A 24,852-nucleotide genomic window follows, 5' to 3' on the forward strand; every position below is an offset into this window, starting at 1 on the left:
ATCATTCCGGTAATTGGAGGTTGGCAGTCTTGCGCGGAGCCCGTTTGCGCCGTCCAGAAAAAGGCTTTGGCACCGCATCAACGAGCGCACGGGTATATTCGTGCTGCGGATCGTCGAAGACTTCGTTGGTGGGTCCCTCTTCGACGATATTGCCGCGATAAATCACGGCCACGCGGTCGGTAATCGCACGCACGACACCAAGATCGTGGCTGATGAAAAGATAGCTAAGGCCAAATTTTTCCTGCAAATCCATCATCAGGTTTAGTACCTGCGCCTGAATGGAAACATCAAGCGCCGAGACTGGCTCGTCGGCAACGATGAGTGCAGGCTTGGTAATCAGAGCGCGCGCAATCGCGATACGCTGACGCTGCCCCCCAGAGAATTCATGGGGGTATTTGTCTGCCGATGCGGGCGGCAGACCAACCGCTGCCAGCACCTCCGCAACGCGTTCATTGCGTTCAGCAGTGCTTGTTCCACGTTCCAGCGAGACAATCGGCTCGGATATAATCCGCCTCACTGTATGGCGTGGATCGAGAGAGCCGTAAGGGTCCTGAAAAATCGCCTGGAAGCCTTTACGCGCTTCACGCAACCCACCGCGATCCAGCGCATAAATATCCTGCCCGTTGATCAGGATCTGCCCAGATTGCGGTCGTTCCAGCCCCATCACAGCACGCGCAAGCGTGGATTTACCGGAACCACTTTCGCCAACAATGCCAAGGCTTTGCCCTGCTTCAATGTCAACACTGACGCCGTGGAGTACGCGCAGGCTCTCCTGCTTCGACAAAAACGAAGCACGTGGCAGACGATATTCACGCACAACGTTGCGCACTTCCAGAATGTGTTTCGTCATGCCATCACCTCGCCTTCGCAAGGATGGAAACAGGCAGCGCGATGTGTGATCCCGTTGTTCTCATCCAACACATCAAGAGGCGGGATTGTCAGCCGGCAATCATCCTGCACAAAGGCGCAGCGATCAGCAAATGAGCAATGCGCCGGACGTGTAAGCGGATCAGGCACGACGCCCGGAATGGCTTTCAACCGTTGCCGCCCGCCGGAGCTATGTCGCACCAGTGCCGCGCCATGCGGTGACGCCGCAAACAGACCTCGTGCATAAGGATGCGCCATACGACGAAAGACGGCTTCGGTTCGCCCCGTTTCCACAATCCGCCCTGCATACATGACGGCAATACGGTCGGTCATTTCCGAGACCACACCAAGATCATGCGTGATCAGCATCAGCGCCGTTCCGGTCTCATCGATCAGTTCATCCATGAGATCGAGGATTTGCGCCTGTACCGTCACATCAAGTGCAGTTGTCGGTTCATCAGCAATCAGCAGGTCAGGCTCGCAGGCTATTGCCATAGCGATCATCACGCGCTGGCGTTGACCACCCGAAAGCTGGTGCGGATATAGATCAAGATTGAAGCGCGGTGCGGGCAATCCAACACGGTCGAGCAACTCGCGAGCCTTCCGCTCGGCATCGGTGCGGCTTTCGCCGAGATGCAGACGGCGACCTTCGGCAATCTGTGCTCCAATGGATTTCACTGGATTAAGCGCAGTCATCGGCTCCTGAAAAATCATCGCCATGCGGCGTCCACGCATTTTGCATAATTGCGCCTCCGGCAAAGACGCGAGGTCTTGACCGTCAAACCGGAGCTTGCCACGCACGCGCATACGATCGGGAAGCAGCCCCATGGCCGCAAGGGCGGTAATAGATTTACCGCTGCCGGATTCACCTACGATGCCTAAACGTTCGCCGCGATTAAGTGTCAGCGTGATGTCGGAAACAATATCCGCGACCTTCAAGCCAATGGGTAGTTCCACGGACATATTTATCATTTCAAGCAAAGGTGTTGTCATCTCTGCCTCCTTACGCGCGGGTCGAGCACATCGCGCAATCCGTCTCCGAGCATGTTAAGCCCCAGAACGGCGAGCGTGATTGCGAGGCCGGGGAAAATCGCCAGCCATGGCGCGTCATAAATGAAAGTTTGTGCATCATTGAGCATCTTGCCCCAGCTTGGCATTGGCGGCTGGGTGCCAAGCCCGACATAGGAAAGGCCAGCTTCGGCAACGATTGCCAGAGCAAACTGAATAGTCGCCTGCACGATGAGCACGTGATTGATGTTTGGCAGCACATGTAAAAGCGTGATTGAAACATCGCCACGACCTGCACAACGTGCGGCCTGTACATATTCCCGCTTCCACAAACCAAGCGATGCACCGCGTGTTACGCGAGCAAAGACCGGCACGTTGAAGATGCCGATTGCAATCATCGCGTTGACCGCACCCGGACCAAAAATCGCGGTGATGATAACGGCAGTGAGAAGTGCCGGAAAAGCGAAGGCAAGATCTGTCATTCGCATAACAAAGCCATCAACCATACCGCCGCGTGCTGCTGCGAAGGCACCAAGCGGAATGCCGACACCAGCGCCAACCAACACGGCAATGATCGAAACAGCAATCGAATTGCGCGCGCCGACCATGATCATGGAAAAGACGTCGCGACCAAAATTGTCTGTTCCGAAGAAATGCGTCAGGCTTGGGCCTTGCAGTTTATCGCGGAAGTTCATCGCGGTGGGCGAATATGGCGTCCAGAAATAAGACACCAAGGCCATAGCTACCAAAATAGCGGTAATGAGCGACCCGACAAACAAGCTACGGCTTAGAAACAACACTCGGAAGCGGTTCAGTTTGGCGATGTTCTGAACGTCGCTCATCGGCTGCCTCCTGTCGAAAGACGCGGATCAATGAAGCCATAGACCAGATCAACGACGAAATTGACGGCAATCACGGAAGCGGCGAGCAATGTCACCAGCGACTGAACGGTGATGAGATCGCGCTGGGCGATTGCCTGAAACACCAGCCTTCCAAGGCCGGGAAGATTGAAGACATTTTCGATGATAATGGTTCCAGCCAACAGAAATGAGAATTGCAGGCCAATAATCGTGACAACCGGGATCAGCGCATTCGGCACCGCATGCTTCCAAAGAGCGGCGTTACGTGTGAGACCCTTGGCGCGTGCGGTGCGCACGAAATCTTCGCCGAGTGTTTCAATAACAGCTGAACGGGTAACGCGCGCAAGAATGGCGGCAAGCGGCAAGGCGAGTGCCAGCGCGGGCAAGAACAACGAACGAATACCTATCCAGAAGCCATTTTCCCATCCGGCAAAACCAGATGCGGGGAACCAGCCAAGTTGCAGTGCAAACAGAAGGATGAGCAGGAGGCCCAGCCAGAAATTCGGGATCGCCACCCCGACCTGCGCCACCCCCATGGAAAGAACATCGCCGGTCTTGCCACGCTTGGAAGCCGCATAAACACCCACGGGAATGGCAACCGCAACGGACAGCACCATGGAAAGCAAGGCCAGCGGCAGCGTGACCATGATGCGCGGACCGAGCAACTCACTGATAGGCACGGAATAGGTGTAACTTGTACCGAAGTCACCTTTCAGAAAGCCGCCAATCCATGATAGGTACCGCCACCACAGCGGCTGATCGAGGCCAAGCTGCTTATGCAATGCAGCCAATGTTTCAGGCTGTGCATTGATACCAAGGATGACTGCCGCGGGGTCGCCCGGCAGCACCTGCATCAACAGAAAGACGATGACGGAGGCCGCAAGCGTCGTAAGCAAGAGCGAGACTAACCGCCCGGATATATAAGCCAGCAAAGCGACCTCCTTGAAGTGTTGGCGTCTGCCGCACACTCCGCATTCCATTCTTTACCGCGCCGCAGCCCCTTGGTTATTATCGCTGCGCGGCCATTCAAGTTGTTCTACGCGCATTTTTGTCCGAAAACCGTCTTACACCTTTCGGAACGCGCGTGAATATCCGCCCCTAAGCACCAAACGCCGGAGCGGATCATTTTTTAGTTTTCCCAGTAAACCTGTGTCAGATCATCAGCCGGGATTGGCATGTTCTTCCAGAGGCCTTTGACGTTCTTATTCCACACACCGATTTTTGGCAGCGCATAGAGGAAGATGTTCGGCTCGTCTGCGGCAAGCTTTTCCTGAAGCTTCTTTACGAGTTCAAGCTGTTCTTCGTCACTACCCGCTTCGGCATAAGCTTTGTACAGCGCCTTATATTCCGGGTTGTTGTAATTGAAGTAGTATTTGTCACGGGCATAGATATCGAGATCACGTGCTTCGGTATGAGCAATGATCGTCGCATCAAAATCTGAACGCTTGAATACCTGGTCAAGCCACTGCGCAAACTCGATTGGAACGAGATTGGCTTGAATGCCCACTTCCGCCAGCATGGCCGCAATGATCTCACCACCGCGACGCGCATAGGCCGGAGGTGGAAGCGTAATGGTGATCGACGTGCCCTCAGGAACGCCTGCTTCTTCCAGCAACTGCTTCGCCTTGGCCGGATCATACGGATAGGTTTTGGACAGATCAACATAACCCGGATCGACTGGTGCATAATGCGAGCCGATTGGCGTCCCAAACCCGGAATAAACACCTTCGATCAGTGCCTTGCTGTCGATGGCATGGGCCAGTGCCTGACGCACCTTCACATTGTCGAATGGAGCCTTGGCATTGTTAAGCGAAAGCAGAACTTTACCTGCAGTATCGCCTACTTCCACCTGAAGCTTATCATCGCTCTTGAAGCGGCTGATCAGTTCAGGAGCCTGGAACATCGGGAATACGTCAATGTCCCCCGCAAGGATGGCCGCTGCTGCAGCCGATGGATCGCTCACAAAGCGGAAGGTAACTGCAGAGAGTTTTGCAGCCTCGCCCCAATAGTCTGGATTGCGGTCGAGTTCGACACGATCACCCTGTACCCAACGCTTGAACTTGAACGGGCCTGTCCCGACAGGCTTGGTGCGGTTATCGGCTGCTGAATTAGGCGCAACCATTACAGCATCACCCCAACCCATATTGAACAGGAAGTTCGAGGTTGGACGTTTCAGTGTGACAACGGCGGTCGCTGAATCAGGACATTCAGTGCTGGCGATTGGCTCAAAAAGACCCTTCTGCGCATTCGTGGAATCTGGGGCCACCGCACGCTCATAAGAGAATTTTACAACCGAGCAATCGAATGGCGTTCCATCGTGGAACTTCACGCCCTGGCGCAGCTTGAATGTGTAAGTTTGTTTATCGTCTGAAACGGTCCAGCTTTCAGAAAGCTGTGGCTTCACTGTGCCGTCTTCGACGATACGAACCAGACCTTCATAGAGATTGGCATAAGTAACCTGCCGGATACCGGCAGCGGCATTTGCCGTCGGGTCGAGGCCTGGAGGTTCCAGCACTTCGCCGACCACCAGCGTATCCTTTGCAAAGGCACCGTTGATCGATGCCAGCATCGTGGCTGTTATCAGCCCGGCTTTCAGCAGTTTACTCATCGTTCCTCTTGAGCTCCCCTTATCTCTTATTTAAATCGAACGCCCGCCATCCACGTCGAGCGCCACCCCGGTAATCATAGATGCAGCGGGCGAGCAAAGGAAAGCCGCAGCTTCAGCCAAATCATCAGGTTTCAACAGGCGGCCCATCGGAATGGAATCGCGGAACTTCTTGCGAATTTCTTCGGTATCCTCACCCATAAAGGTGGTGAGAAGCGGTGTTTCGCCTGCAACCGGGTTCAGTGCGACAACACGAATTTTTGCAGGCGCAAGCTCGATCGCCAGCGCCTTTGTGACGGAAACCACCCAGCCCTTCGTCGCATTATACCAGGCGAGATTAGGACGCGGACGACCAGCACCGGTCGACGCGACATTGAGAATGACGCCTTCGCCATTCTGCTTCATATGCGGGATCAGCTTGCGCGTCGTTAGATAGATGCCGCGCACATTGACACCAAAAATGCGGTCGAATTCTTCCGGCTCAACCAGTTCGGCATTCTGCGGTTTGTGACCAATACCAGCATTGTTGATCAGAATATCGACCTTGCCGAATTTCGACAGGGCCGCTTCTACGGCCGCATCAACATCGGATTCCCTGGAAATATCGGCAGCAACGCTAAGTGCTGCATTACCTATTTCCGATGCAACGCGGTCCGCACCAGCCTGATCGCGATCAACGACCACGACCTTCGCGCCGCCAGCGGCAAAACGCTTAGCCATACCCTCGCCAAATCCAGAACCTGCTCCAGTGATGAGCGCGACCTTACCTTCAAGCGACACTGTCATTCTCCCAAATGCTATTCTTAACCGTGATAAACGGAAATCGTTTTCAGCGAGGCGAAGCCATAAAGCGCTTCGAAACCCTTTTCACGACCATGCCCCGATCTCTTCACGCCGCCGAACGGCAACTCGATACCGCCGCCAGCACCATAATTATTGATGAAGACCTGACCGGAATGGATCGCATGGGCGAGCCGGAACTGACGTCCACCATCATTGGTCCAGATTCCGCACACGAGACCATAGGACGTGCCGTTGGCAATGGCGATTGCTTCTTCTTCCGTATCGAATGGCAGGATGACCTGTACCGGCCCAAAGATTTCTTCCTGCGCAAGACAATGATCGGCAGGAACATCGCGGATCAAAGTCGGCAGAACATAAGCACCGCCTTCCGGCGCGTCATCGACAAGCACACCTTGCGCCGCTATCGCCAGCCCATCTTCTTTCGCTACATCAAGATAGCCTTCGATGATTGCCTTCTGGCGCGGCGAGACCACCGGACCAACTGACAGGTCATCGCCCGCCGGACCAACTTTCAACGCGCGATAACGTTCGCTCATGCGTGCCACAACATCTTCATAGATGCTGCGTTCGACCAGAATGCGCGACGACGCAGAACAGGTCTGGCCTGCGTTCTGGATACCCGCATTAACGAGAAACGGGACAGCACGTTCAATATCTGCATCAGCAAAGACAATTTGCGGCGACTTACCGCCCAGCTCAAGCGTAACAGGCACAGTGTTTTTCGCAGCGGCTGCCTGAATGAGCTCCCCGGTACGAACCGAGCCAGTGAAGGAAATATGATTGACATCCGGATGCTCGGAGAGAGCGGCCCCCGCCTCCGCTCCAAGACCAGTCACGATATTAAGTGCACCTTTCGGAAGACCAGCCTGTTCTGCGATCTTCGCAAATTCCAGAATGGTAAGGCAGGCTTCCTCAGCAGGCTTCACCACTGTTGCATTGCCCATCGCCAGTGCTGCACCAAGGCTGCGACCAAGGATCTGCATTGGGTAATTCCAAGGAATGATATGGCCAGTGACACCATGCGGTTCGTAAATCGAAAGAACCGTGAAGCCGTTCTGATATGGCAGCGTGTCGCCATGCACTTTGTCGGCAGAAGCACCGTAGAACTCGAAATAGCGTGCAAGCGCAATCACATCGGAACGCGCCTGCGTAGTCGGTTTGCCGACATCTTTCGATTCCAGCTCGGTAAGCAGATCGACGTTCTTCAACACTTCTTCTGAAATACCATGCAGCACACGACCGCGTTCTGTCGCGGTCAGTTTGCCCCAATCACCGGAAAGTGCGGCGCGCGCGGCGGCCACGGCCAGATCAACATCGGCCTTCGCACCGCGCGCGATGAGAGCCAGATCGCTGCCATCAGAAGGATTACGCACAGTGATGTGTTCGCCACCCAGCGCATCACGCCACTCATTGTTTATGTAATTGCCATAGCGCAGCAAGCCAGAGCCTCCAGCCTTGTTATCATGCTTCATTTTCATTCTCCTGAAGAGGCATTTCAGCCTCCAGTCGTGCCGTGGTCGCGCGAATATGAGCCCGCGCCAGCCGCTCGGCCCCTTCGCCATCACGCGCAGCAATAGCCTCAACAATCCCGCCGTGTTCGCGGATCGCATCGCGCGCCCTGTCCACCGACAGCGAGAAGGAGGGGGCAAATACCTGCGATGTCATACGCAACAGCGGAACGAATGCGATCAGCGAGGCATTGCCCGCCGTGTTCATCACCGCCATGTGAAAATCGACATTCGTCTGTGTGTAAGCTTTGGGGTCCCATGGATCAACGACTGCACCCTGCCCGGCAACATGGGCACGCAGCTTTGCGATATCCTCGTCTGTTGCGCGCTCCGCGGCAAAGCGCGCTGCAACACCATCCAGCACTTCACGCACAGCATATGCATCAATGAGGCGGGTAAGATCGGCAGAAGCCACGCGAACACCTCGACCCGGCAGATGAACAACCAGTCCGTCGCGCTCCAGAACACGCAGCGCCTCGCGCAACGGAGTGCGGCTGATGCCGAACTCAGCGGCCATGTGCTCCTGCCGGAGTATCGCACCCGGCGCATAAACGCCCGAATAGATTCGCTCGCGAAGTGCCTCTGCAACTTCGTCCAACAAACGGGTCTGACTGCGCCATTCAAAAGCCGCCAATAGAAAAGCCTCCCAACTTTTCTCAGTACAATATCCTGGATACAAAATCAGTCAATCCGAAATTCGGCGCGTTTTCTGAAAAGATTTATGTGTGCTGACGAAGGATAATTCCGGATAGTAACCGTCGCGCGAAACAAGGCGCGAGATGCATAAAAAACGCCGCGACAAGCGCGGCGTTTTCGAGTGTAACGGCAGCATGGCTGCGGTCTTTAGAGAAAACTCTTGGATATCGGCTTCCACTCGCCATCCTGATTATCGAACTGTGGAATATGCGCGAGGCTGTGAAGCAGCTTCACATCATCACCAAGTACCTCCTGCCAATCCTTAGCTTCAGTAAGAATCACGCCAACCCCAACGACTTCTCCGCCCGCCTTGCGTACCAGCTCTACCGAGCCCTTGAGGCTTGAGCCGGAAGCAACGACATCGTCCACCACAACCACGCGCTTGTCTTTGAGAAGCGGGATCGCCTGACGATCGAGAAGCAGGCGCTGCTCGCCTTTTGAGGTGATGGAAGAAATGGTCTGCACCAGCGCGTCGCCAAGATGAATCTTTGGTGATTTCTGCAGAATAACATAGTCGTCGAGACCAAGTGCTCGCGAGACTTCAATCGCAACAGGAATGCCAAGCGTTGCAGCGCCGACAATCACATCCGGCTTCAACGGCGCAAGCTTTTCAGCCAGTGCCTTGCCTACGTGTTCGCCAAAACGAACACCGAGATCAATGACCATCATCAACGAAATGGCGAAATTCGGATTGATCGGCACTATCGGCAGATCGACCTTGCTGCCCGCGACATCGACAGTCCAGACTTGGCCGTTTCCGGAGAGTTTTGCGCTGTCTTCAGTCATCGTTTTACATCCTTGGAATTAAGTCTCGATTCGACCAGTAGGCCGACGTTACGCCATGTGGTACGCTTGCGCTTGGTATCAAAACCATAAATGGCGAGCGACAGCGAAATCGCATGGGCCATGCGGATAGCCTGAACCAACAATGGCACCCCGCGCGCCAGCGCAAAACGCAGACGCATTGGGAACGAAACGTCGTCAATTTCCATACCGCGTGCGCGTTGCGCATCTGCTATGCGTTCGAAATCCTCACGCAACATCGGGATGATACCAAAGGTCAGCGACAAGACAAGCGTCACCATGGGCGGCAGACGGGCAGCGCTGGCAGCAGCCAAAATTGAACCCGGCGTACTGGTTTCCATAACGAAATAGAAGGCTGCAGTGGTCGTTACCAGACGTGCCGCCATGCCTGCAGCGATGGGCAAAGTATCAACGAATGCCATACCTTGCAGCACAAGATTAAGAATCCAGCTTGCCATGACGAGCAATGTCAGAAGCACAGCCCCCTTGAGATAGCCACGCAGGCCCGGCACCTTGACCATCATCAGAAAGCCAACTGTAACCAACGCAAGTGGCAAACCATATTTCCAGCCCGGCACCAGCCAAGTTGCAAGCATGACCAGAAATGCTGCTGCGAGTTTTACGAAGAAGTTAAGGTCATAGAAGATTTTCATGCCGCTTCTCCGGTCTCGACAACACGCGGCTTCGGCCAGCCTAGCGCACAATAAGCTTCAGAGTCCCAAGACGCATCCACATCACCGTCAAAGGTGACATGTCCACGATCCAGAATCATGACACGGGACGAAACATCATCCACTAGCTCAAGGTCGTGAGAGATCAGCATCACAGCGCGGTTTTCAGCGAGTGCTGTTTCAAGAAACAACTCCAGCATACGGCGACCGTTAAGATCACGCGCAAGAAGCGGCTCATCGAGAATTGCAACCGAAGCACCCGCTGCTTCTGCACAAGCAAGACCAAGCAGAGCCTGCTGGCGAGACGAGAGCGCAAACGGGTTGGTTTCCTCGTGCCCACCAAGCCCATATTTTTGCAGGCACGCCGTTGCGCGCGCAATCACTGCATCATCCTTTGCTGCACGCGTGGCAGCGGTGATTGCAAAGACCACCTCTTCAAGAACCGTCATATTGAACAGAATACGGCGCATGTTCTGTGGCAGATAGGCAATCGAACGAGCACGCCTCGCCGCCGTCCATTTGTCGGCATTTTCGCCGCCAATGGTGACGGTGCCAGCCGCAATTTTCTGAAGCCCGAGGATGGACTGAAACAGCGTGGTTTTGCCCGCACCGTTTTTGCCGATCAATGCAACAACTTCACCAGCCCGAATTTCAAAATTCACGTTTTCCAGAACCGGCTGACCATCACGACGCTGAAGCTGAGTCTTGATCCCCGAAACAGAGACAAGCACATCACCGTTAACCCTGGCACCGGAAAGACGCTTGCGGACGCCGATAGGCGGAAGAACGCCCGCATCTTCCCATGCCGCAGCATTATTGATGATTTCAGAAAGCAACACGAGAGGTGCCAGCTTTCCTTCTTTCAACAAACCGACATTCGTCACCACAGCTTGCAAAGATGCTGGGTCTTGTTCTGCTATCAGCAGAGCCGGGATTTCCGCGCCGAGCTTCTTCAAAACACGCACAAGTCGCTGACGTGCAGCTGGGTCGAGGCCAGTCGTAGGCTCGTCAAGAATGAGCAGTTTCGGCGCGGCGGCCAGAGCTGCAGCCATCGCAACCATCCGGCGTTCGCCGCCTGAAAGCGTCAGCACGCGGCGACCACGCAAAGCGTTGAGCTCAAGCTCGTTTAGAAGATCGTCGATCCGCGCGCGGATTATATCTCTGGCAAGACCGCGATTTTCCAACGGAAAGGCGACGAGATCTTCAACGCTCAAATCCCATAGCTGGTCTTCGACATTCTGCGACACCACCCCGACCATGCTGAAGAGTTCGTCCTTCAGCATGGAGGAAATTGGCTTGCCATGAAGCGATATTTCGCCAGCGAAAACCTGAGGCGTGATCAGACGCGGCACGATGCCGGATGCAGCGTTTAGCAGCGTGGTTTTACCACTGCCGCCCGCGCCGCAAATGAGAAGGCGTTCGCCATCACGAATATTCAGGCTGGCTTCGGCGATGCCTAAAACGGAATCGCCAAAACCTACTTTTACATTCTGTAGTTGGAGCACTTTTCTGGGCTCGCGATCAGAAACGGGTGAAGCCGGACGGGTGAGCGCCCTTGAGGATCTTCAGAGCCGGAACGACCAGCAGCGGCGTGCCAATGAGCATTGGTACGATATCGGAAAGGCCGAGATACATCACTGCCCACCAGAATGGGAAAATGCCAAGATAGGCAAGGCTTGCCGAAACGGCAGAAACCATCAAAAGGCCAGCAACAAGGCAGGTTGCCGCAATTTTAATCAGCGTTGCCCTATTGAATGTTGTGGTCTTCGGATCGAACAACATGCCGGGGATCAAGCCAGTTAAGCCAACCATGATGCCATCAATGATGAGCGAATGCGCAGGAATGAATGTTCCAGCAAGCAACGACCAGATGACTGTGCCGAGATAGCCGCAGATGAAGCCGCTTTTACGGCCAAGTAGAATGCCCACGAGCGGCGGAAGAAAAGCGAAGATACGCCACTGGATAACGCCAGGTACGAGCTGGATCGGGTTCGCATAGGCCCAAAGAACGCCTGTTGCAGCAGCCGCAACGATTGAAAGAACGATCGGAAACAGAGTGTTTCCATCGTTATGAGTGATGGTGGTGTTGGACATTATCATAATCCCGTAAAGCGCCTCCCGCTTGCAATAAGCAAGAACCATGCCGTTTGGCTGTCGCAACGAGCGAAAGGAACTTTAAGATGGTGAAAGTGGGAGCTATCCTGTCGGCATATCTGTAGCGCTACGAACAGGCAAAAACACCGCGTTTGCCGTAGAGTCAAGCAGTCTCACGTTGTTTGACGCAATGAGTCACATTAAATCAGCCTGTTAAAGCAATATTCGATCATTCCCCAACAATTTCGGCAAGCATTTCGACCAATTGGACTATCCGGTCGGGACCATTCTCCATATGGCGAATGACGATTTCCATCGGATCAACAGCGGGTAAACCTGCCGCGACAGGCACAATTCGATGCCCAGGCTGCGCGACGCGCGTGGGGAGAAGACTGACGCCCAATCCTTCAGCAACGGCACTTTGAACGCTCGCGAGACTGGAACTTGTAAAAACAACATGCCATGGCCGCCCAATACGGTCGAGTGCTTCCATCATGTCGCTGCGATAAAGTCCGTTTGGTGGAAACACGACCAGCGGCAATGGATCAACTTGCGAAACCGGATAATCCGCGCTCTCCAGCCATGACAGTGGTTCGGGCCAGTGCATGGTTCCAACAGTCTCTCCCCGCTTCTGTTTGATCATGACAAGATCAAACTCACCCGTTTCAAAGCCTTTTTGTAACTCGCGACTTAACCCGCTGGTCACTTCCAACTTCATGTTGGGATGCGTGCGGAGAAAAGCTGCGAGCGCCGGCGTCACGAGCCTTGCCGCAAAATCCTCTGCTAATCCAAGTCGAAAGACTGCGGTAAGCGCGTTACCGGTCATGGCTGCGGCTGCCTCATCATGCAAATGCAGCATGCGCCGTGCATAGCCGAGCAGCTTTTCTCCGGCGTCCGTTGGGCGGACATCATGGCGTGCGCGTTCCAGAAGAGATTGCCCCGCCGCTTCTTCAAGGCGCAGGATTTTCTGGCTCACCGTTGATTGCGTGGAATGCAGTTGTTGAGCGGCGGCGGTGAAGCTCCGGCTGTCAACGACAGCCACAAAGGCACGCAAGAGATCGAGACTGAATACGTTATTCATAATCCGAATGGATATCAGTTGAACATTTAATTTCTAAATATGACTCGTTGCTAGTATTTAGTCAATAAATTTGGAGCATGTCTCCCAAAAGTGGGAACCGGTTTTGGGATAAAAACATGCATAAAAACAATGAACTAAAGCGTGTTGCCTGAATACGATAAAAAGCCACACGCATTAGGAGAACCGCCGATGCGTCAAACGATACTTAGCTTGAGTGCCTTGGCATTGATTGCAGGGACGATAGTCATGACCGAACCAACTCTGCCGGGCCACCACGCAGTTGCATATGCGCAAAGCTCTCTGATTGAGGCCGCAGCTGTGGGCAATCTTCCTGCTATAATTGAGGCTATCAAAGCAGGTGTTGACCTGGACAGGCGTGGCACTCGAGGCGAAACAGCCTTACTGGCCGCCACCCACGGCAATCATGTCGATGTCGCTCGTGTGCTTATTGAAGCAGGCGCTGATGTGAACGCCAAAGATGCGATCAAGGATAGCCCTTATCTTTATGCGGGTGCACGCGGTCATCTCGAAATCCTGAAACTTACACTCGCCCACGGTGCTGACCTCAAAAGCACCAATCGCTATGGCGGTACAGCGCTGATCCCAGCGTCAGAACGTGGTCATGTGGAAACGGTTCGAACGCTGATTGAAGCAGGCGTGAAGGTTGATCACGTCAATAATCTTGGTTGGACCGCTCTTCTCGAAGCCATCATCCTAGGAGATGGTGGGCAGCGCCATATCGACATCGTGAAACTGCTGATTGATACAGGAGCAGATGTAAATCTTGCCGATAATGATGACGTTTCGCCATTGCAGCATGCGCGTCAGCGCGGCTTTACACCTATGGTGGCGATGCTGGAAAAGGCTGGCGCGAAATGAGTGTGAACCGCACATTTCTCGATCAGGCAATCGCACTTGCGTTTGAAAATGTCGAGCACGGTGGACGCCCATTCGGCGCTGTTGTTGTTAAAGACGAGAAGGTCATTGCAACCGGCGTCAACCGTATGCAAGCAGACTGTGACCCAACGGCCCACGCCGAATTATTGGCACTGCGCGCAGCAGGCAAAGTACTGCAATCTCCGCGTCTCGACGGTTGCCGTGTTTATGCAAGTGGACAGCCCTGCCCCATGTGCTTTGCAGCGATGCGCATGTCGGGCGTGGACAAAATCGTGTTCGCCTATTCAAACGATCAGGCTGCACCCTATAATCTCTCGACGGCAAGAATTGCCGAAGAGCTTACCAAGCCTATAAGCGAGCAAACAGGCATCAAGGTTGAGCATCACTCCCCTGACGATGGCGAACGGCTTTATCGCATATGGCAGGAAAAACAACAGTCAAACGCTAGATAATAAAATGCATCCCACCATACCCGTGCTTGCTGGCAAACAAGCCAGTCCTATCGCCCTTATAATCCTTGTCGTATTGATCGGCCTTAATCTCCGACCTTTCCTCACGGCACCGGGGCCTATTCTCACTGATATCGCAAGCGATACCGGAATGGGCTTTGGTGCGCTGTCGCTGCTCACGTTTCTACCGATGTTGTTGATGGGGCTTGGTGCCTTTATCGCGCCACGTATTCAGTCATCGATCGGCACTCGGCGCAGCATGTTCGCAGCGCTGATGGTGCTTGCAACAGGCTCGGTCCTGCGCGGCTTCGTACCAAACGGATTCTCACTGGTGCTCACTGCCGTTCTCTGCGGTGCAGGCGTTGCCATGATTCAAGCAATGATGCCTGGGCTCATCAAAGCAAAGTTTCCAGCAAGTATTGCAGCTGTTACTGGTCTTTATTCCGCAATGATCATGGGTGGTGGAGCGCTCGGCGCACGTTTAACACCATGGTTTGCGGGTTCCGAGCACAATTGGCGCCTTGCGCTCGCAGTTCTCGCAATTCCTACAGTCGTAGCTTTGCTCGCAGCAATACCTATCCTCAGTGAAGCGGCATCATCTGGTTCGAAATCGGGTATAACGATCAAACTGCTTCAACGCCCAAGAACATGGATGCTGATGGCTGCCTTCGGGTTGGTGAATGCAGGTTACTCGTCGATGGTGGCCTGGCTTGCACCTTATTATCAGTCGCTGGGCGTTGAAGCCTCAGCGACCGGCAATTTGGTTGCAGTTATGGCAATTGCACAGGCGCTCTCGGCCTTTGGCCTCCCACTTCTTGCACGACGCAGCGTCGATCGTCGACCTTGGCTCTTTCTGACATTGGCCATGCAGGGCATAGGATTTGCGGGTCTCGCCTTCACCCCACAGCTTTCCCCCATGTTCTGGTCTGCAATTTGTGGAGCCGGTCTCGGCGGTAGTTTCGCTCTCGCAATGATAACGTCGCTCGACCACCTTCCAAAACCGGAAGAAGCTGGCGCGCTGGCGGCTATTATGCAAGGCGGTGGCTTTCTGATTGCTGCCCTTGGCCCGATTGCTACAGCTTTCCTGCATAATCTGACCGGCAGCTTTGCTTCCGGCTGGATCATGCATCTCATTTTGGTCGCAAGCATCTGCCCGCTCTATCTGAGCTTTAACCCACGCCACTATGCACGGGTGATGAGCTTCGCAATTGCGACTGAAAATAGCACACAATAGCGTTACTTGCCGCCTTTCATGGGTCTAAAGATGATGTTTTGCGCGAAATTTTGGAGTAGATGACTTGCTGACCTTCCCAATCCGGATAAGGTTGGCAAAATTCTTTCGTTTATTCGCAGCGCTACAATCTGTCGCTCGCCACCTTTATAATTGGTCATGAAATGAAGCATGAAACGGTCGTCAAAGAAGGTTCATTCGTAGCACCGGATGGCCTTCCGAAGCCGCGCATCTACTGGGCCTGGGCAACCCTCATGGTGGGGCTTACCCTGGCCGTCATTGATGGCACCATCGCCAATGTTGCGCTTCCGACCATCGCAGCCGACTTTTCCGCAGGGCCCGCCGCCTCGATCTGGATCGTCAATGGATATCAGCTGGCTATCGTCATCACGCTTCTACCTTTGGCGGCATTGGGTGAAATTTACGGTTATCGCCGCGTCTATCTTTTAGGCGTGTCATTGTTCACACTTGCCTCAATTGCCTGCGTTTTTTCCCGCTCTTTGGAAGCGCTGACGATAGCGCGTGTCATTCAGGGCTTTGGCGCTGCGGGCCTGATGAGCGTCAACACCGCATTGCTGCGCTATACGGTTCCTCAGGCAAAGTTCGGCACAGCCATCGGTCTCAACGCGCTCTTTGTTGCTGTTTCCTCGACCATAGGCCCTACCCTCGCTGGAATTATCCTGCATTCGCTCAGCTGGCCGTGGCTTTTCGTCATCAACATTCCGCTTGGTGTGTTGGCGGTGGCAATGGGCATCAAAAGCTTGCCCGACAATGAACGCTCATCACGCCGTTTCGACTATCTGAGTGCCGTTCTCAGTGCGCTTGCTCTTGGGTTGCTGGTAACGGTGATCGATAGCGCAGGCAATGGCCTCGAAGCTGGCTGGCTTTTGTTGCAGGCCGTGGCTTGTGTGTTCGCAGCAATTTGGCTCATCCGCCGCTCACTTCGCACCAGCGATCCGTTATTACCGCTCGATCTGTTGCGGATTCCTGTTTTCAGTCTGTCGCTTTGCACTTCGATCATGTCATTTCTGGCGCAGATGATGGCCTTCATCTCTCTGCCGTTTCTGTTTCAGAGTGTTTACGGCTTCAAACCGATCGAAGTCGGATTCCTGATAATGCCCTGGCCAATTGCGCTGGCTATCGTCGCTCCTCTATCTGGTAAGCTCTCAGACAAATACTCTCCCGCAACACTTGGTCTTGTTGGATTGGTTATCTTTGCAACGGGCCTGGCCTTGGTTGGCCTTCTGCCAGAACAGCCAACTATTCAGGATATCTGCTGGCGCATGGCGATTTGCGGCATCGGCTTTGGCTTCTTCCAGGCGCCAAACAACCGCATGATTATTACCTCTGCTCCACGTGCCAGAAGTGGCGCGGCAAGTGGCATGCTCGGAACAGCAAGATTGATGGGGCAGTCGCTAGGCGCAGCATTTGTTGCCTTCCTGCTTGCCCATTGGGGGATCACCGATATCCCGAATATCTTGCTGGTTTCAGCAGGCTTTGCGGCATTCGCCTCCATCATCAGCATTGCGCGGCGCAAGCGCTAAAGGCGGAATGGATCAGCCTGTGAATCTTTGCAAATATCTTAGTCAAAACATCAAATTCCCTGTTGCAATCCCGAAATCATTAGTCCATATAGCGCTTGCCTAACGGAAACGACTTCTCTCAGAGAAGACTGGCGCGAGCGGGTGTAGCTCAGGGGTAGAGCACAACCTTGCCAAGGTTGGGGTCGAGGGTTCGAATCCCTTCGCCCGCTCCAGTTTTCCGAGGCTCTCCAGAATAATATAGAGAATTAACGCTTTAGAGCGTGTCTTTGTATTTGGAAATTTTATTGACGAATATGCAAAACCTCTGCTGTGTCCGAAGATCCCCGCCAACCTCATTTAGGCCTTTCCCATGATCCGTAGTGTCTGTTTGTTGATCGTCGGCGTCGGCGCGCTCGTTCAAGGGATTCTAAGGTTGGGACAACCGGCTCAGGCAGTTGAAAAATCAGGCTGGCTCTATCAGCAGTTTGGCGATCAGGGTGTTGCCTTCGGAATGATAGTTCTTGGTGTAGTTACTTTCGTCATCGGTGCAATAATGTTCAACAACAGCTGGATCAAAGCTATTCGCGAACGCGCAAAGCGTTGAATTTCCAAATCTCTATTGAAAAATCAAACCCAGCGGTCAATTATGCCTAGCATGATTGATTGGCCACTTATCTTCGTCATAATTTTCGCGTTGGGCGTACTGTCTTTCATCATCTACTGTATTGCAGTGCTGATATTTACAAAGCCCACTGGAGAAAAAGTAACGCCGCCCGAGATTGACACAGTTGATATGATCATCTTCCAGCATTCAGACGATAGATGATATTATTTGAATAAATTTTCGAGTATTTCCGCGTGACCTTCGAATTGCATAACAGCTATGAGTTAATAGATATTGCTGCCCCCAGTTCCTGGCGCCATATGCAAGACTAACGTCAAGGGACGAATAAATCCATGAAACCGGATACTGTTGTCACCGCCGTATTGGCGATGTGCCTGCTGTTTTTGACATGGGCGATCGCGCAGCGTGCATCGGATGAGTTGGCACACCTTAAACAAGGTACCAGCGGGCAGACCGCGCCCGCTGCTTTATTTCAACATCCAGCAGCCGAATAAAAGCTAATCAACGCTTAAGTGTTATTTGTAGGTTCATCAGCACCAGATTTGACAGCTCAGCATGAATATCCTTGCGCGCCCTATTGGTCTCTTCACAAATCGGATCAACTTCACCAACTGACTTGAGGAACGCAGACGCTCCTTCCTTACACTCGGGCAAAAAGCTGAAATGGTCCGAATCACTGACTGTGACATAGGTACTGTTTGGAACGAGTGTCGCCAAATGATCTGCTTGAACCGCAGTTGGAACGTCTCCTTCACGACCAAGATTGATAAAGCTCATTGGAATTTTGATTTCTTTGAGACTTTGCGCCACATAGGCTTGCGCCAAACCCGGATCGATCATCACAGCAGCCTTGATACGCGTATCGAGGTTTGACTGTTCAAAACGCGCCTTATCGACACGACGCAGATCAAGCTTTTCAACGTCCACAGCCTCACCTTCGGCATAGCCCCGACCGCCTGAGTACCACGCACAATCCCATTTCGTGTAAGTGTCGCAGTAGCGTGCATAACTTTCCAGACTGGCTCGAGCACCGGCAATTTCCATTGCGGTTGAGCCGCCGAGCGAAAAGCCGACGACGCCGATACGATCCGCATCTATATGATCTGCCCAGTCTGAATTGCCGGTCAGATAATTGATGACAGTGGACAGGTCCTGTGTGCGCTCCCAAAGCTTTGGCGTATCAGCAGGTAGGGAGTCACCAGAAGTCGTGCCGGGATGATTGGGGCCAGCAACGATAAACCCTGCTTTTGCAAGCTCGACGGCAAGCCAGCCCATCGCCTCAGTGCGCCCACCTGAGCCATGGGAAAATATAACAAGCGGAAACTGTCCGCTGTCGAAAGGGGCGTCTTTCGACGCCGCACTGCCTTTGAATATCCTGTCATCACCGAACAGAACCGGCTTCCGGGCTCCCGTTGCTGGATACCAGAGTGTTACTGTGAGATTTTTTCCTCGCGCTTGAGAAGGCACCTCAAATGTTCGGACACCCACATCAGCAGCGAATGTAGTGAAAGCGGCGAAGGTGGTGCCAATGGCGATGGCTGAGAATAACAGATTAAAGCGGCTCATTGTGTATCTCCATAGTTCATACGATGAGCCATGTTTTCCAGATATCGTATTATCTGGCGTTCTAAATCACGATTCAGGTCGTTCAGAATCGCGATATAGATCATTGATCGCCAACATATCGCCCATCAGATTGCGAGACTGCTTTTGATTTTCGTTCCTATGCCCTTCGTCGTCGCGCTTTTATTACTCATCCTCTTGGTAGCGATGTGGCATCGTCAGGAGAACGCTGCCTCCAATCACCCCTTCCAACTGTTGATCGCACTATGTGCGGTGCAATCCGTGACCGTCGGCCTTCGCTGGGGTTATGGGCTGGCAGAGTTTCGCTATTTACTTCCCATTATCGCGAGCTGCTTGCCTCCACTCGCATATGCGAGTTTTCGCAGCCTGATACGTGGAGACGGCAAAGCTCAAACCCGACACCTATGGCATATTTCTGCTTTCCCGGTGGCAGTTACTGTCATCCTCCTGGCTTTTCCCGTTCTATTGGATTTTGGCCTTATTGTTCTGTTCGTCGGATACGCACTTGCACTTCTCTACATCGGTAGAACCGGCCCTGACGGGCTTGACGATGCGCGTTTCGACAGCGCGATTTCGGCACACCGCGCGCTTGTCTTTGCCGCAATATCGCTTTGTGTATCGGCCTTTTTTGATCTGGCAGTTTTGATGGATTTTGAATGGACGAATGGCAAGAATGCTGCGCTCATCGTCAGCAACGCCAATTTGCTCGGGCTATTTTTCGTGGGCCTGACAGCAATGGTAGCAAGTCGTGCAAAGCCTTCTGCATCCGCTCCACTTGAAGAAAATGAAGACGAGACCCGCGATGAGCAAGAACGAAATAGTCTCGCACGTGTGGAACACGTCCTCATTCAGAACCGATTATATCTGGACGAAAATTTGACTCTCATACGGCTTGCGCGAAAAGTGGGGCTACCAGCACGCCAGATTTCGAGCTCCATCAACCGCATTACCGGCAAAAATGTATCCCAATACATCAATGATTATCGCATCACTGAAGCTTGTCGACTGCTGCGAGAGACCGCGCTGCCCGTTACGACGATTATGTTTGAATCAGGGTTCCAGACCAAATCCAATTTCAATCGGGAATTTAGGCGCGTCACTTCGTTAAGTCCTGCAAGCTGGCGCGACCAACAGGTAATGGAATGATGAAAAATATGAGAGTTGGATATTATTTCTAAAGGATGATTTGAAAGATTCTGCCCCGCAAGTTGCGAGGCAAAACTTTCGCGGCTCTTTAACCAAAAAGACCTTTACCGCCGCCGCTTGGCGCAGATATTCTACCCATCCGGTTTGGGCCAGCTGCCAACTGCATGGTGTCGCCCTGCTCCTGCTTCACGGTAGTGGATGTATCAACCTGACCGCTGGTTGGAGTTGCGGCGAACGCAGCGCTAGCAGTCATCAACGAACCGGCTGCAAACAACAAAATAGTCTTCATCTTTTCCTCCGATACTGGCTAAGGCCAGAAAGCGCCATGAACCAACGTATGAGGAGATCATGCTGGCGCTGCTTTCATAATCCAGCATGACATTAGTCGGTGGAGTTAAACCAGCACATACGTCATATGTCGTATTTCGTTATAGCCGGAGCCCATTGGATTGAATTTGACGTCTGTATCGAGGGTTGCAAATTTCGGAATCAGACCACTAGTATTTCAATGCGATTTAGAAATGAAGTACCACCCCTAATATAGGTCCTTTTTGAACCACATCGTAAACGAAACCATTGTGGTTATAATCGACACCGAGCGCGCGATAGCCTGCAACGGCAGATAGATTTTCCTTGAACTGGTATCCGAGTGTTCCGGCAACATCCCAATCCATTTTTGCCTGCCCCGCACCCACGACACCCCAGCCACTGAAGTAAAGATCATTCGTCAGGAAGTACTTACCGCGCATTCCAGCAACGGCATCAACCCACGTCGCGCTATCGCGCCCGCTGTGCCCATCAAATAATCCACCATCGAAAGATATCTCCGTGCTCGCGTACCAGACACGTCCTCCTGCCACGACATCAAGACGGTTTCTTCCCTCTTCAAGAAGACTGTAGCCTCCACCAAAAAAGCCGGAAAACGTCTCAGATTTTATATCGACGCTGTTGCTCAACACTCCGTAAGGGGTCTGACCGCCTGTCGAAATTTTTGTATAGATGATATCGCTGAACAGACTATAGCGATCATAGTGCCCTTCAATAACACCCATGAACGAGAAGTCGAGTTCTTTGAAGAGGTTCCCGAAGTTGGATTTCATTTTTGCCGGTGGCAATCCAAACTGCCCGGCAGTACCGCTGATACCTGCCGCCCAGAAATAAGGACTTGCGCTAAAGCGCCATCCATCCAGCTCGACTTCTTGCCCTACAGCCCCAGACACTGCAGGTCCCACCGAAATATCGGCAGCGATGGCCATATACTGACTGCCAATCAGAGCAGTCAGTAAAATCACGAAAAGTCTATAGTGATGCATTGTCCCCCCCCGAAATTCTGCTTCGGCGATCAGTTGAGGGAATGGGTTGTCATTGAGTTTGCTGTGAGAGCACTTGATCCTCGACAGCACAATCAACAGTCGGGCTGCTTGCTGTTTCCAATTCTTTGCGCGCAGCCTGAATATCAGTAAGGAATTCGGGATTGCTATGTAGTTTAGCAACTGTTGCCGCCCCCATAATGCGTCCGGCATCGACATCGCTTTGCCAGTGAGCGTTACAAATCACCCTGCTTTGGCCAAACGACAATCCGCGCTTGAACAGATCATCTGCGCGCTTTGGATTGACCTCGGCCAATGTGAGCGCCCATGCCCAACCCGCAGCTGTGTGCCCAGATGGGTAGGAACCGTCTTGACGCAACACATCTTCTTCGTCTGGCTGGCATGTGCCTTCGTTGTGCACGACGAAAGGTCGAGTTCTGTTATACTTGTTCTTGATGCCATAGGTCGAAAGCCCCGCATCAGTAAGAACTCGCTGCATCAAATTATAAAGATGTGGGGTCTTCGCTTCACTGATATCCACGCCCATAGCGCAGGAGAAATTCTTCGCAGGCTGGGGGAATTGCAGATCAGCATCTGTCCGCGCCTGATCCCAACGCGCTTTTCCGCGTAGTGCAATAGTAGCCTCTCTTGCTGCCTCATCACGTGCCAGTGCAGCACTTCCCTCCGCTGGAGGCGAACCCAGCAAAACAAGGCTGTTGGGGAGCTCGCTCGACTGCAGATAACCCGGTTTGAGGTGAAAATGCGGGTCCGTTACCTTCGGCCCAACGGCATTTTCTGCCATAACGGAACTCACAACTTGTCCAGCGAATACCGCAGCGGTGAGCAAGGTCGTTTGGCCGATCTTCGACAGCATTCAATGCTCCTAGATTTATAGTTTCAAGTTGCTCAAAGACAGACGCCGTCACTGCTTTACAGATAACCGAGACTTTGTGCTTCGCCGTGCGTCTTTTGTCGTTGTAAACTTGGTGTTTTAGCGATGTGAATTAGTTTGAACGCGGCTGGGCCTCTGGAAATTTCCATTCGCCACTAACAACAGATTGATCTGGCCGATAAAGCCTTACCGTGTAGTTCCAGCCCTCAACAACGGGCAGGCAGTTTGGAATTTTGCCATCACAACCACCAAATTGCGCAGTGACCGATCCGTCCGCATTTTTTGTGGCAGTGAGGTTGTTGATTGAATAGGCATTGTATTCGTTTTTCTCGAAGAAGCCTTTGGCATTGTAGACACTGATCGACCAGAAAGCCTTAACCGGCACGGTCTTTGGCACATTGAGGGTATAGACGGTTTTTCCGTCGTTTTTCTCAGGCGTAAAACTTGGATACATTGCATCCTTTTCTGGAATGCCGCCCCATCCAGAGGCTGTACCAATCAAATGCCGGATCGGATCAACCTGGCCGCGCGCTCCAAATGAACCATTATACGACGCCTGATGTTTTGCGAGCGCGAGCAACGCATTGCGGATGTCTGTCAGGCTTGCGTCATCCCAGTTTGGGATATCGAGTTTGCCCGGTTCCTTTTGGCTAACCTTGATGGCATCCTGGAGCCTATGGACTTCGTCGAGATCCTTCGGATCATTGGGGTCCACCAGCGTCCGGACAGCGACGAAAGCATATCTGGTGCCAACGGATTTTTGAGTTAGCGTAACTGGCTTCGTGCCATAGGCAACCACTGGCAAATAGTGATCCTGATCAACGACCATCATTGACATATAACGCTTGCCCGTATCCGGCAGCGAGATCGTTGCTGGCCCGGCAGCAAGATCAAATACTGCAAATGAATAAAGCGTATCGCGGTTCATACGGATGACGGTCTGCTTATCGATCGCCACAGGCTCGCGAGCATGCTTGAACTGGCCCAGTCGGCCTATGTCCTTCACATTGGCTGCAAGATAATGATCGGTCTCAGCGCGGACGAAACTGTCAACGGTGACCGGCATTTTGCTGCCCAAAGTCTGGGCATATGCTCCACCGGACCATGCAATCGAGGCAACTGCGAGACTAAGCCCAACCGAACGGAACATGGAATACCTCTTCATTCAATCTTACTAACGACCACGGTGCCCCCTCCACAGAATGCGGCAGGGATCAATCCAAACATCCTCAGCAAATCATTATTTGATCAGCTGACAAATCCTATCCAGATCGCTTCTAACACTCGCGAAATACCAGTCTTGCCATTTTGTGACATTTCCATTCGCCGTCGCCATTTCCCTATTCAGGGAACATAAATGTCAAGGTCGTGCGCAGTCCCCACTCCGGAGTACCGGCGGGACCTTCAGCGTAATAACGCCCACCCACCTGAAGGCTCATAGCCTGATCCTTCACCTTGAAAACCTGCGTAGCACCCAAATTAATTGGCACCGTCCACTGCTCGGCCTCCCAGTCATAAGTTGAATCCACGCTGAGTGACATCGATCTTCCGTGGCCAAAATTATAGGAAACAAACGGCTGCAACAGGCTGGCACTCACGTCTTGCCTGCCCGAAGGCCCAGCGACAGACCAAATGTGATTACCCAATGCACCGATGGTCCACGCCTTTTCCTGAATAAGAGCTACTGCTGTCGGACCAAGTCCAAACTTTCCGCTACCTAGATAATCGTCAGTGGCCGTAGGAAGAAGAAACACCGGACCAACGCCCCATATCAAACCACCGGGGCCCGTTTTTTTGGGAGACAGAAAAAAGCTGGCATTTATATCGCCTAACCCGGAAACGCTGCCACCAGGCATATAATCCCGATAAGCGATTGGTATAATTGTGCGCGATATAACGTTCCAATCTTCATTTAAGCTGAATGGAATAACAGGCTGAATGTTGAGACCATAGGCAAAACCGTTTTTGTTCGGGCCTGCCTTGAAGTCAAAATTATTTTGAAAAGGAACACTGATAAGACTGGCCAGAGGATTGGCAAGCTGTTGCGAAAGATCGTCAGCCGAAGATTGGGACCACGCCGCACCAGTATTAAACGTCATAAAGCCTGCGATTGATATAATTACGGCGCCGGGTCTCTTGGACCCACCGAACAGACCATTTATGCCCTGCATCTTTCCCCCTTAAACATACACTGAAC

The 24,852-nt window shown here is 52.9% G+C and carries 26 protein-coding genes and 1 tRNA gene; 8 read left to right on the forward strand and 19 right to left on the reverse strand.

What is annotated here, in order from left to right; all coding sequences use genetic code 11:
- Window position 1: 1 nt before the first annotated feature.
- The 13 genes from CES85_RS02625 to CES85_RS02685 all read right to left on the reverse strand — a co-directional run bounded on the left by CES85_RS02625 (window position 2) and on the right by CES85_RS02685 (window position 12,998).
- Window positions 2-850 (reverse strand): ATP-binding cassette domain-containing protein, encoded by an 849-nt coding sequence (locus CES85_RS02625; RefSeq protein ID WP_095444511.1) that lies wholly within the window; start codon window positions 848-850, stop codon window positions 2-4.
- Window positions 847-1,860: an ABC transporter ATP-binding protein gene (locus tag CES85_RS02630; RefSeq protein ID WP_095444512.1), complete on the reverse strand. Its 1,014-nt coding sequence runs from the start codon at window positions 1,858-1,860 to the stop codon at window positions 847-849. The genes CES85_RS02625 and CES85_RS02630 overlap by 4 nt, the downstream gene beginning before the upstream one ends.
- Entirely contained in the window at window positions 1,857-2,717 is an 861-nt protein-coding gene (locus tag CES85_RS02635) for an ABC transporter permease (RefSeq protein WP_095444513.1), read from the reverse strand. The genes CES85_RS02630 and CES85_RS02635 overlap by 4 nt, the downstream gene beginning before the upstream one ends.
- Window positions 2,714-3,667 (reverse strand): ABC transporter permease, encoded by a 954-nt coding sequence (locus CES85_RS02640; RefSeq protein ID WP_095444514.1) that lies wholly within the window; start codon window positions 3,665-3,667, stop codon window positions 2,714-2,716. Before CES85_RS02640 ends, CES85_RS02635 begins: the two co-directional genes overlap by 4 nt.
- A gap of 197 nt (window positions 3,668-3,864) precedes the next feature.
- The gene (locus CES85_RS02645; protein WP_095444515.1) at window positions 3,865-5,343 is read right to left on the reverse strand and encodes an ABC transporter substrate-binding protein; all 1,479 of its coding nucleotides are present in this window, start codon (window positions 5,341-5,343) and stop codon (window positions 3,865-3,867) included.
- 30 nt (window positions 5,344-5,373) lie between these two features.
- Complete coding sequence (locus CES85_RS02650) at window positions 5,374-6,120, reverse strand: SDR family oxidoreductase (protein WP_095444516.1); 747 nt, start codon at window positions 6,118-6,120, stop codon at window positions 5,374-5,376.
- A 23-nt stretch (window positions 6,121-6,143) separates the two neighbouring features.
- A complete protein-coding gene (locus CES85_RS02655; protein WP_095444517.1) occupies window positions 6,144-7,616 on the reverse strand; it encodes an aldehyde dehydrogenase family protein in 1,473 nt (490 codons plus the stop codon).
- Window positions 7,606-8,286 carry a GntR family transcriptional regulator gene (locus CES85_RS02660; RefSeq protein ID WP_095444518.1) on the reverse strand — a complete coding sequence of 227 codons (681 nt, stop codon included), beginning with the start codon at window positions 8,284-8,286 and terminating at the stop codon, window positions 7,606-7,608. Before CES85_RS02660 ends, CES85_RS02655 begins: the two co-directional genes overlap by 11 nt.
- Window positions 8,287-8,495: 209 nt before the next feature.
- Entirely contained in the window at window positions 8,496-9,134 is a 639-nt protein-coding gene (locus tag CES85_RS02665) for a phosphoribosyltransferase family protein (protein ID WP_095444519.1), read from the reverse strand.
- Window positions 9,131-9,805, reverse strand: a complete 675-nt coding sequence (locus CES85_RS02670) for an energy-coupling factor transporter transmembrane component T family protein (protein ID WP_095444520.1) — start codon at window positions 9,803-9,805, stop codon at window positions 9,131-9,133. Before CES85_RS02670 ends, CES85_RS02665 begins: the two co-directional genes overlap by 4 nt.
- A complete protein-coding gene (locus CES85_RS02675; protein WP_095444521.1) occupies window positions 9,802-11,328 on the reverse strand; it encodes an ABC transporter ATP-binding protein in 1,527 nt (508 codons plus the stop codon). The genes CES85_RS02670 and CES85_RS02675 overlap by 4 nt, the downstream gene beginning before the upstream one ends.
- A gap of 16 nt (window positions 11,329-11,344) precedes the next feature.
- Entirely contained in the window at window positions 11,345-11,917 is a 573-nt protein-coding gene (locus tag CES85_RS02680) for an aminotriazole resistance protein (RefSeq protein ID WP_094575426.1), read from the reverse strand.
- A 229-nt stretch (window positions 11,918-12,146) separates the two neighbouring features.
- Window positions 12,147-12,998, reverse strand: a complete 852-nt coding sequence (locus tag CES85_RS02685) for a LysR family transcriptional regulator (RefSeq protein WP_095444522.1) — start codon at window positions 12,996-12,998, stop codon at window positions 12,147-12,149.
- A 246-nt stretch (window positions 12,999-13,244) separates the two neighbouring features.
- On the opposite strand from CES85_RS02685, the gene CES85_RS02690 reads away from it, so the two are divergent.
- The 7 genes from CES85_RS02690 (at window position 13,245) to CES85_RS27045 (ending at window position 18,217) form a co-directional block, all read left to right on the forward strand.
- Window positions 13,245-13,877 carry an ankyrin repeat domain-containing protein gene (locus CES85_RS02690; RefSeq protein ID WP_244923203.1) on the forward strand — a complete coding sequence of 211 codons (633 nt, stop codon included), beginning with the start codon at window positions 13,245-13,247 and terminating at the stop codon, window positions 13,875-13,877.
- Window positions 13,874-14,347 carry a nucleoside deaminase gene (locus CES85_RS02695; protein ID WP_095444524.1) on the forward strand — a complete coding sequence of 158 codons (474 nt, stop codon included), beginning with the start codon at window positions 13,874-13,876 and terminating at the stop codon, window positions 14,345-14,347. The genes CES85_RS02690 and CES85_RS02695 overlap by 4 nt, the downstream gene beginning before the upstream one ends.
- A gap of 4 nt (window positions 14,348-14,351) precedes the next feature.
- Complete coding sequence (locus CES85_RS02700; protein ID WP_095444525.1) at window positions 14,352-15,578, forward strand: cyanate transporter; 1,227 nt, start codon at window positions 14,352-14,354, stop codon at window positions 15,576-15,578.
- A 161-nt stretch (window positions 15,579-15,739) separates the two neighbouring features.
- Entirely contained in the window at window positions 15,740-17,119 is a 1,380-nt protein-coding gene (locus CES85_RS02705; RefSeq protein ID WP_095444526.1) for an MFS transporter, read from the forward strand.
- 137 nt (window positions 17,120-17,256) lie between these two features.
- Window positions 17,257-17,331 (forward strand) — tRNA-Gly (locus CES85_RS02710).
- A gap of 137 nt (window positions 17,332-17,468) precedes the next feature.
- Window positions 17,469-17,702 carry a hypothetical protein gene (locus CES85_RS02715; protein ID WP_095444527.1) on the forward strand — a complete coding sequence of 78 codons (234 nt, stop codon included), beginning with the start codon at window positions 17,469-17,471 and terminating at the stop codon, window positions 17,700-17,702.
- A 353-nt stretch (window positions 17,703-18,055) separates the two neighbouring features.
- Window positions 18,056-18,217: a hypothetical protein gene (locus CES85_RS27045; protein ID WP_157743392.1), complete on the forward strand. Its 162-nt coding sequence runs from the start codon at window positions 18,056-18,058 to the stop codon at window positions 18,215-18,217.
- A gap of 7 nt (window positions 18,218-18,224) precedes the next feature.
- On the opposite strand, the gene CES85_RS02725 is transcribed toward CES85_RS27045, so the two are convergent.
- Window positions 18,225-19,289 carry an alpha/beta hydrolase family protein gene (locus CES85_RS02725; protein WP_095444529.1) on the reverse strand — a complete coding sequence of 355 codons (1,065 nt, stop codon included), beginning with the start codon at window positions 19,287-19,289 and terminating at the stop codon, window positions 18,225-18,227.
- A 144-nt stretch (window positions 19,290-19,433) separates the two neighbouring features.
- Here CES85_RS02725 and CES85_RS02730 point away from each other — a divergent pair, with 144 nt between their 5' ends.
- Window positions 19,434-20,453 carry a helix-turn-helix domain-containing protein gene (locus tag CES85_RS02730; RefSeq protein WP_095444530.1) on the forward strand — a complete coding sequence of 340 codons (1,020 nt, stop codon included), beginning with the start codon at window positions 19,434-19,436 and terminating at the stop codon, window positions 20,451-20,453.
- Window positions 20,454-20,541: 88 nt separating this feature from the next.
- Here CES85_RS02730 and CES85_RS02735 read toward each other — a convergent pair whose 3' ends face one another.
- The 5 genes from CES85_RS02735 to CES85_RS02755 form a co-directional block, all read right to left on the reverse strand.
- Complete coding sequence (locus CES85_RS02735; protein WP_095444531.1) at window positions 20,542-20,742, reverse strand: hypothetical protein; 201 nt, start codon at window positions 20,740-20,742, stop codon at window positions 20,542-20,544.
- Between the two features lie 226 nt (window positions 20,743-20,968).
- Entirely contained in the window at window positions 20,969-21,766 is a 798-nt protein-coding gene (locus CES85_RS02740; protein WP_095444532.1) for a hypothetical protein, read from the reverse strand.
- Between the two features lie 49 nt (window positions 21,767-21,815).
- Window positions 21,816-22,637, reverse strand: a complete 822-nt coding sequence (locus CES85_RS02745; RefSeq protein ID WP_095444533.1) for an acid phosphatase — start codon at window positions 22,635-22,637, stop codon at window positions 21,816-21,818.
- A gap of 130 nt (window positions 22,638-22,767) precedes the next feature.
- Window positions 22,768-23,805 (reverse strand): DUF1254 domain-containing protein, encoded by a 1,038-nt coding sequence (locus tag CES85_RS02750; RefSeq protein WP_208636280.1) that lies wholly within the window; start codon window positions 23,803-23,805, stop codon window positions 22,768-22,770.
- A gap of 190 nt (window positions 23,806-23,995) precedes the next feature.
- On the reverse strand, window positions 23,996-24,826 hold the full coding sequence (locus tag CES85_RS02755) for a transporter (RefSeq protein WP_244923204.1): 831 nt from the start codon (window positions 24,824-24,826) through the stop codon (window positions 23,996-23,998).
- Between the last annotated feature and the right edge of the window lie 26 nt (window positions 24,827-24,852).

Source organism: Ochrobactrum quorumnocens (assembly GCF_002278035.1).
GTDB classification, from domain to species: Bacteria; Pseudomonadota; Alphaproteobacteria; order Rhizobiales; family Rhizobiaceae; genus Brucella; species Brucella quorumnocens.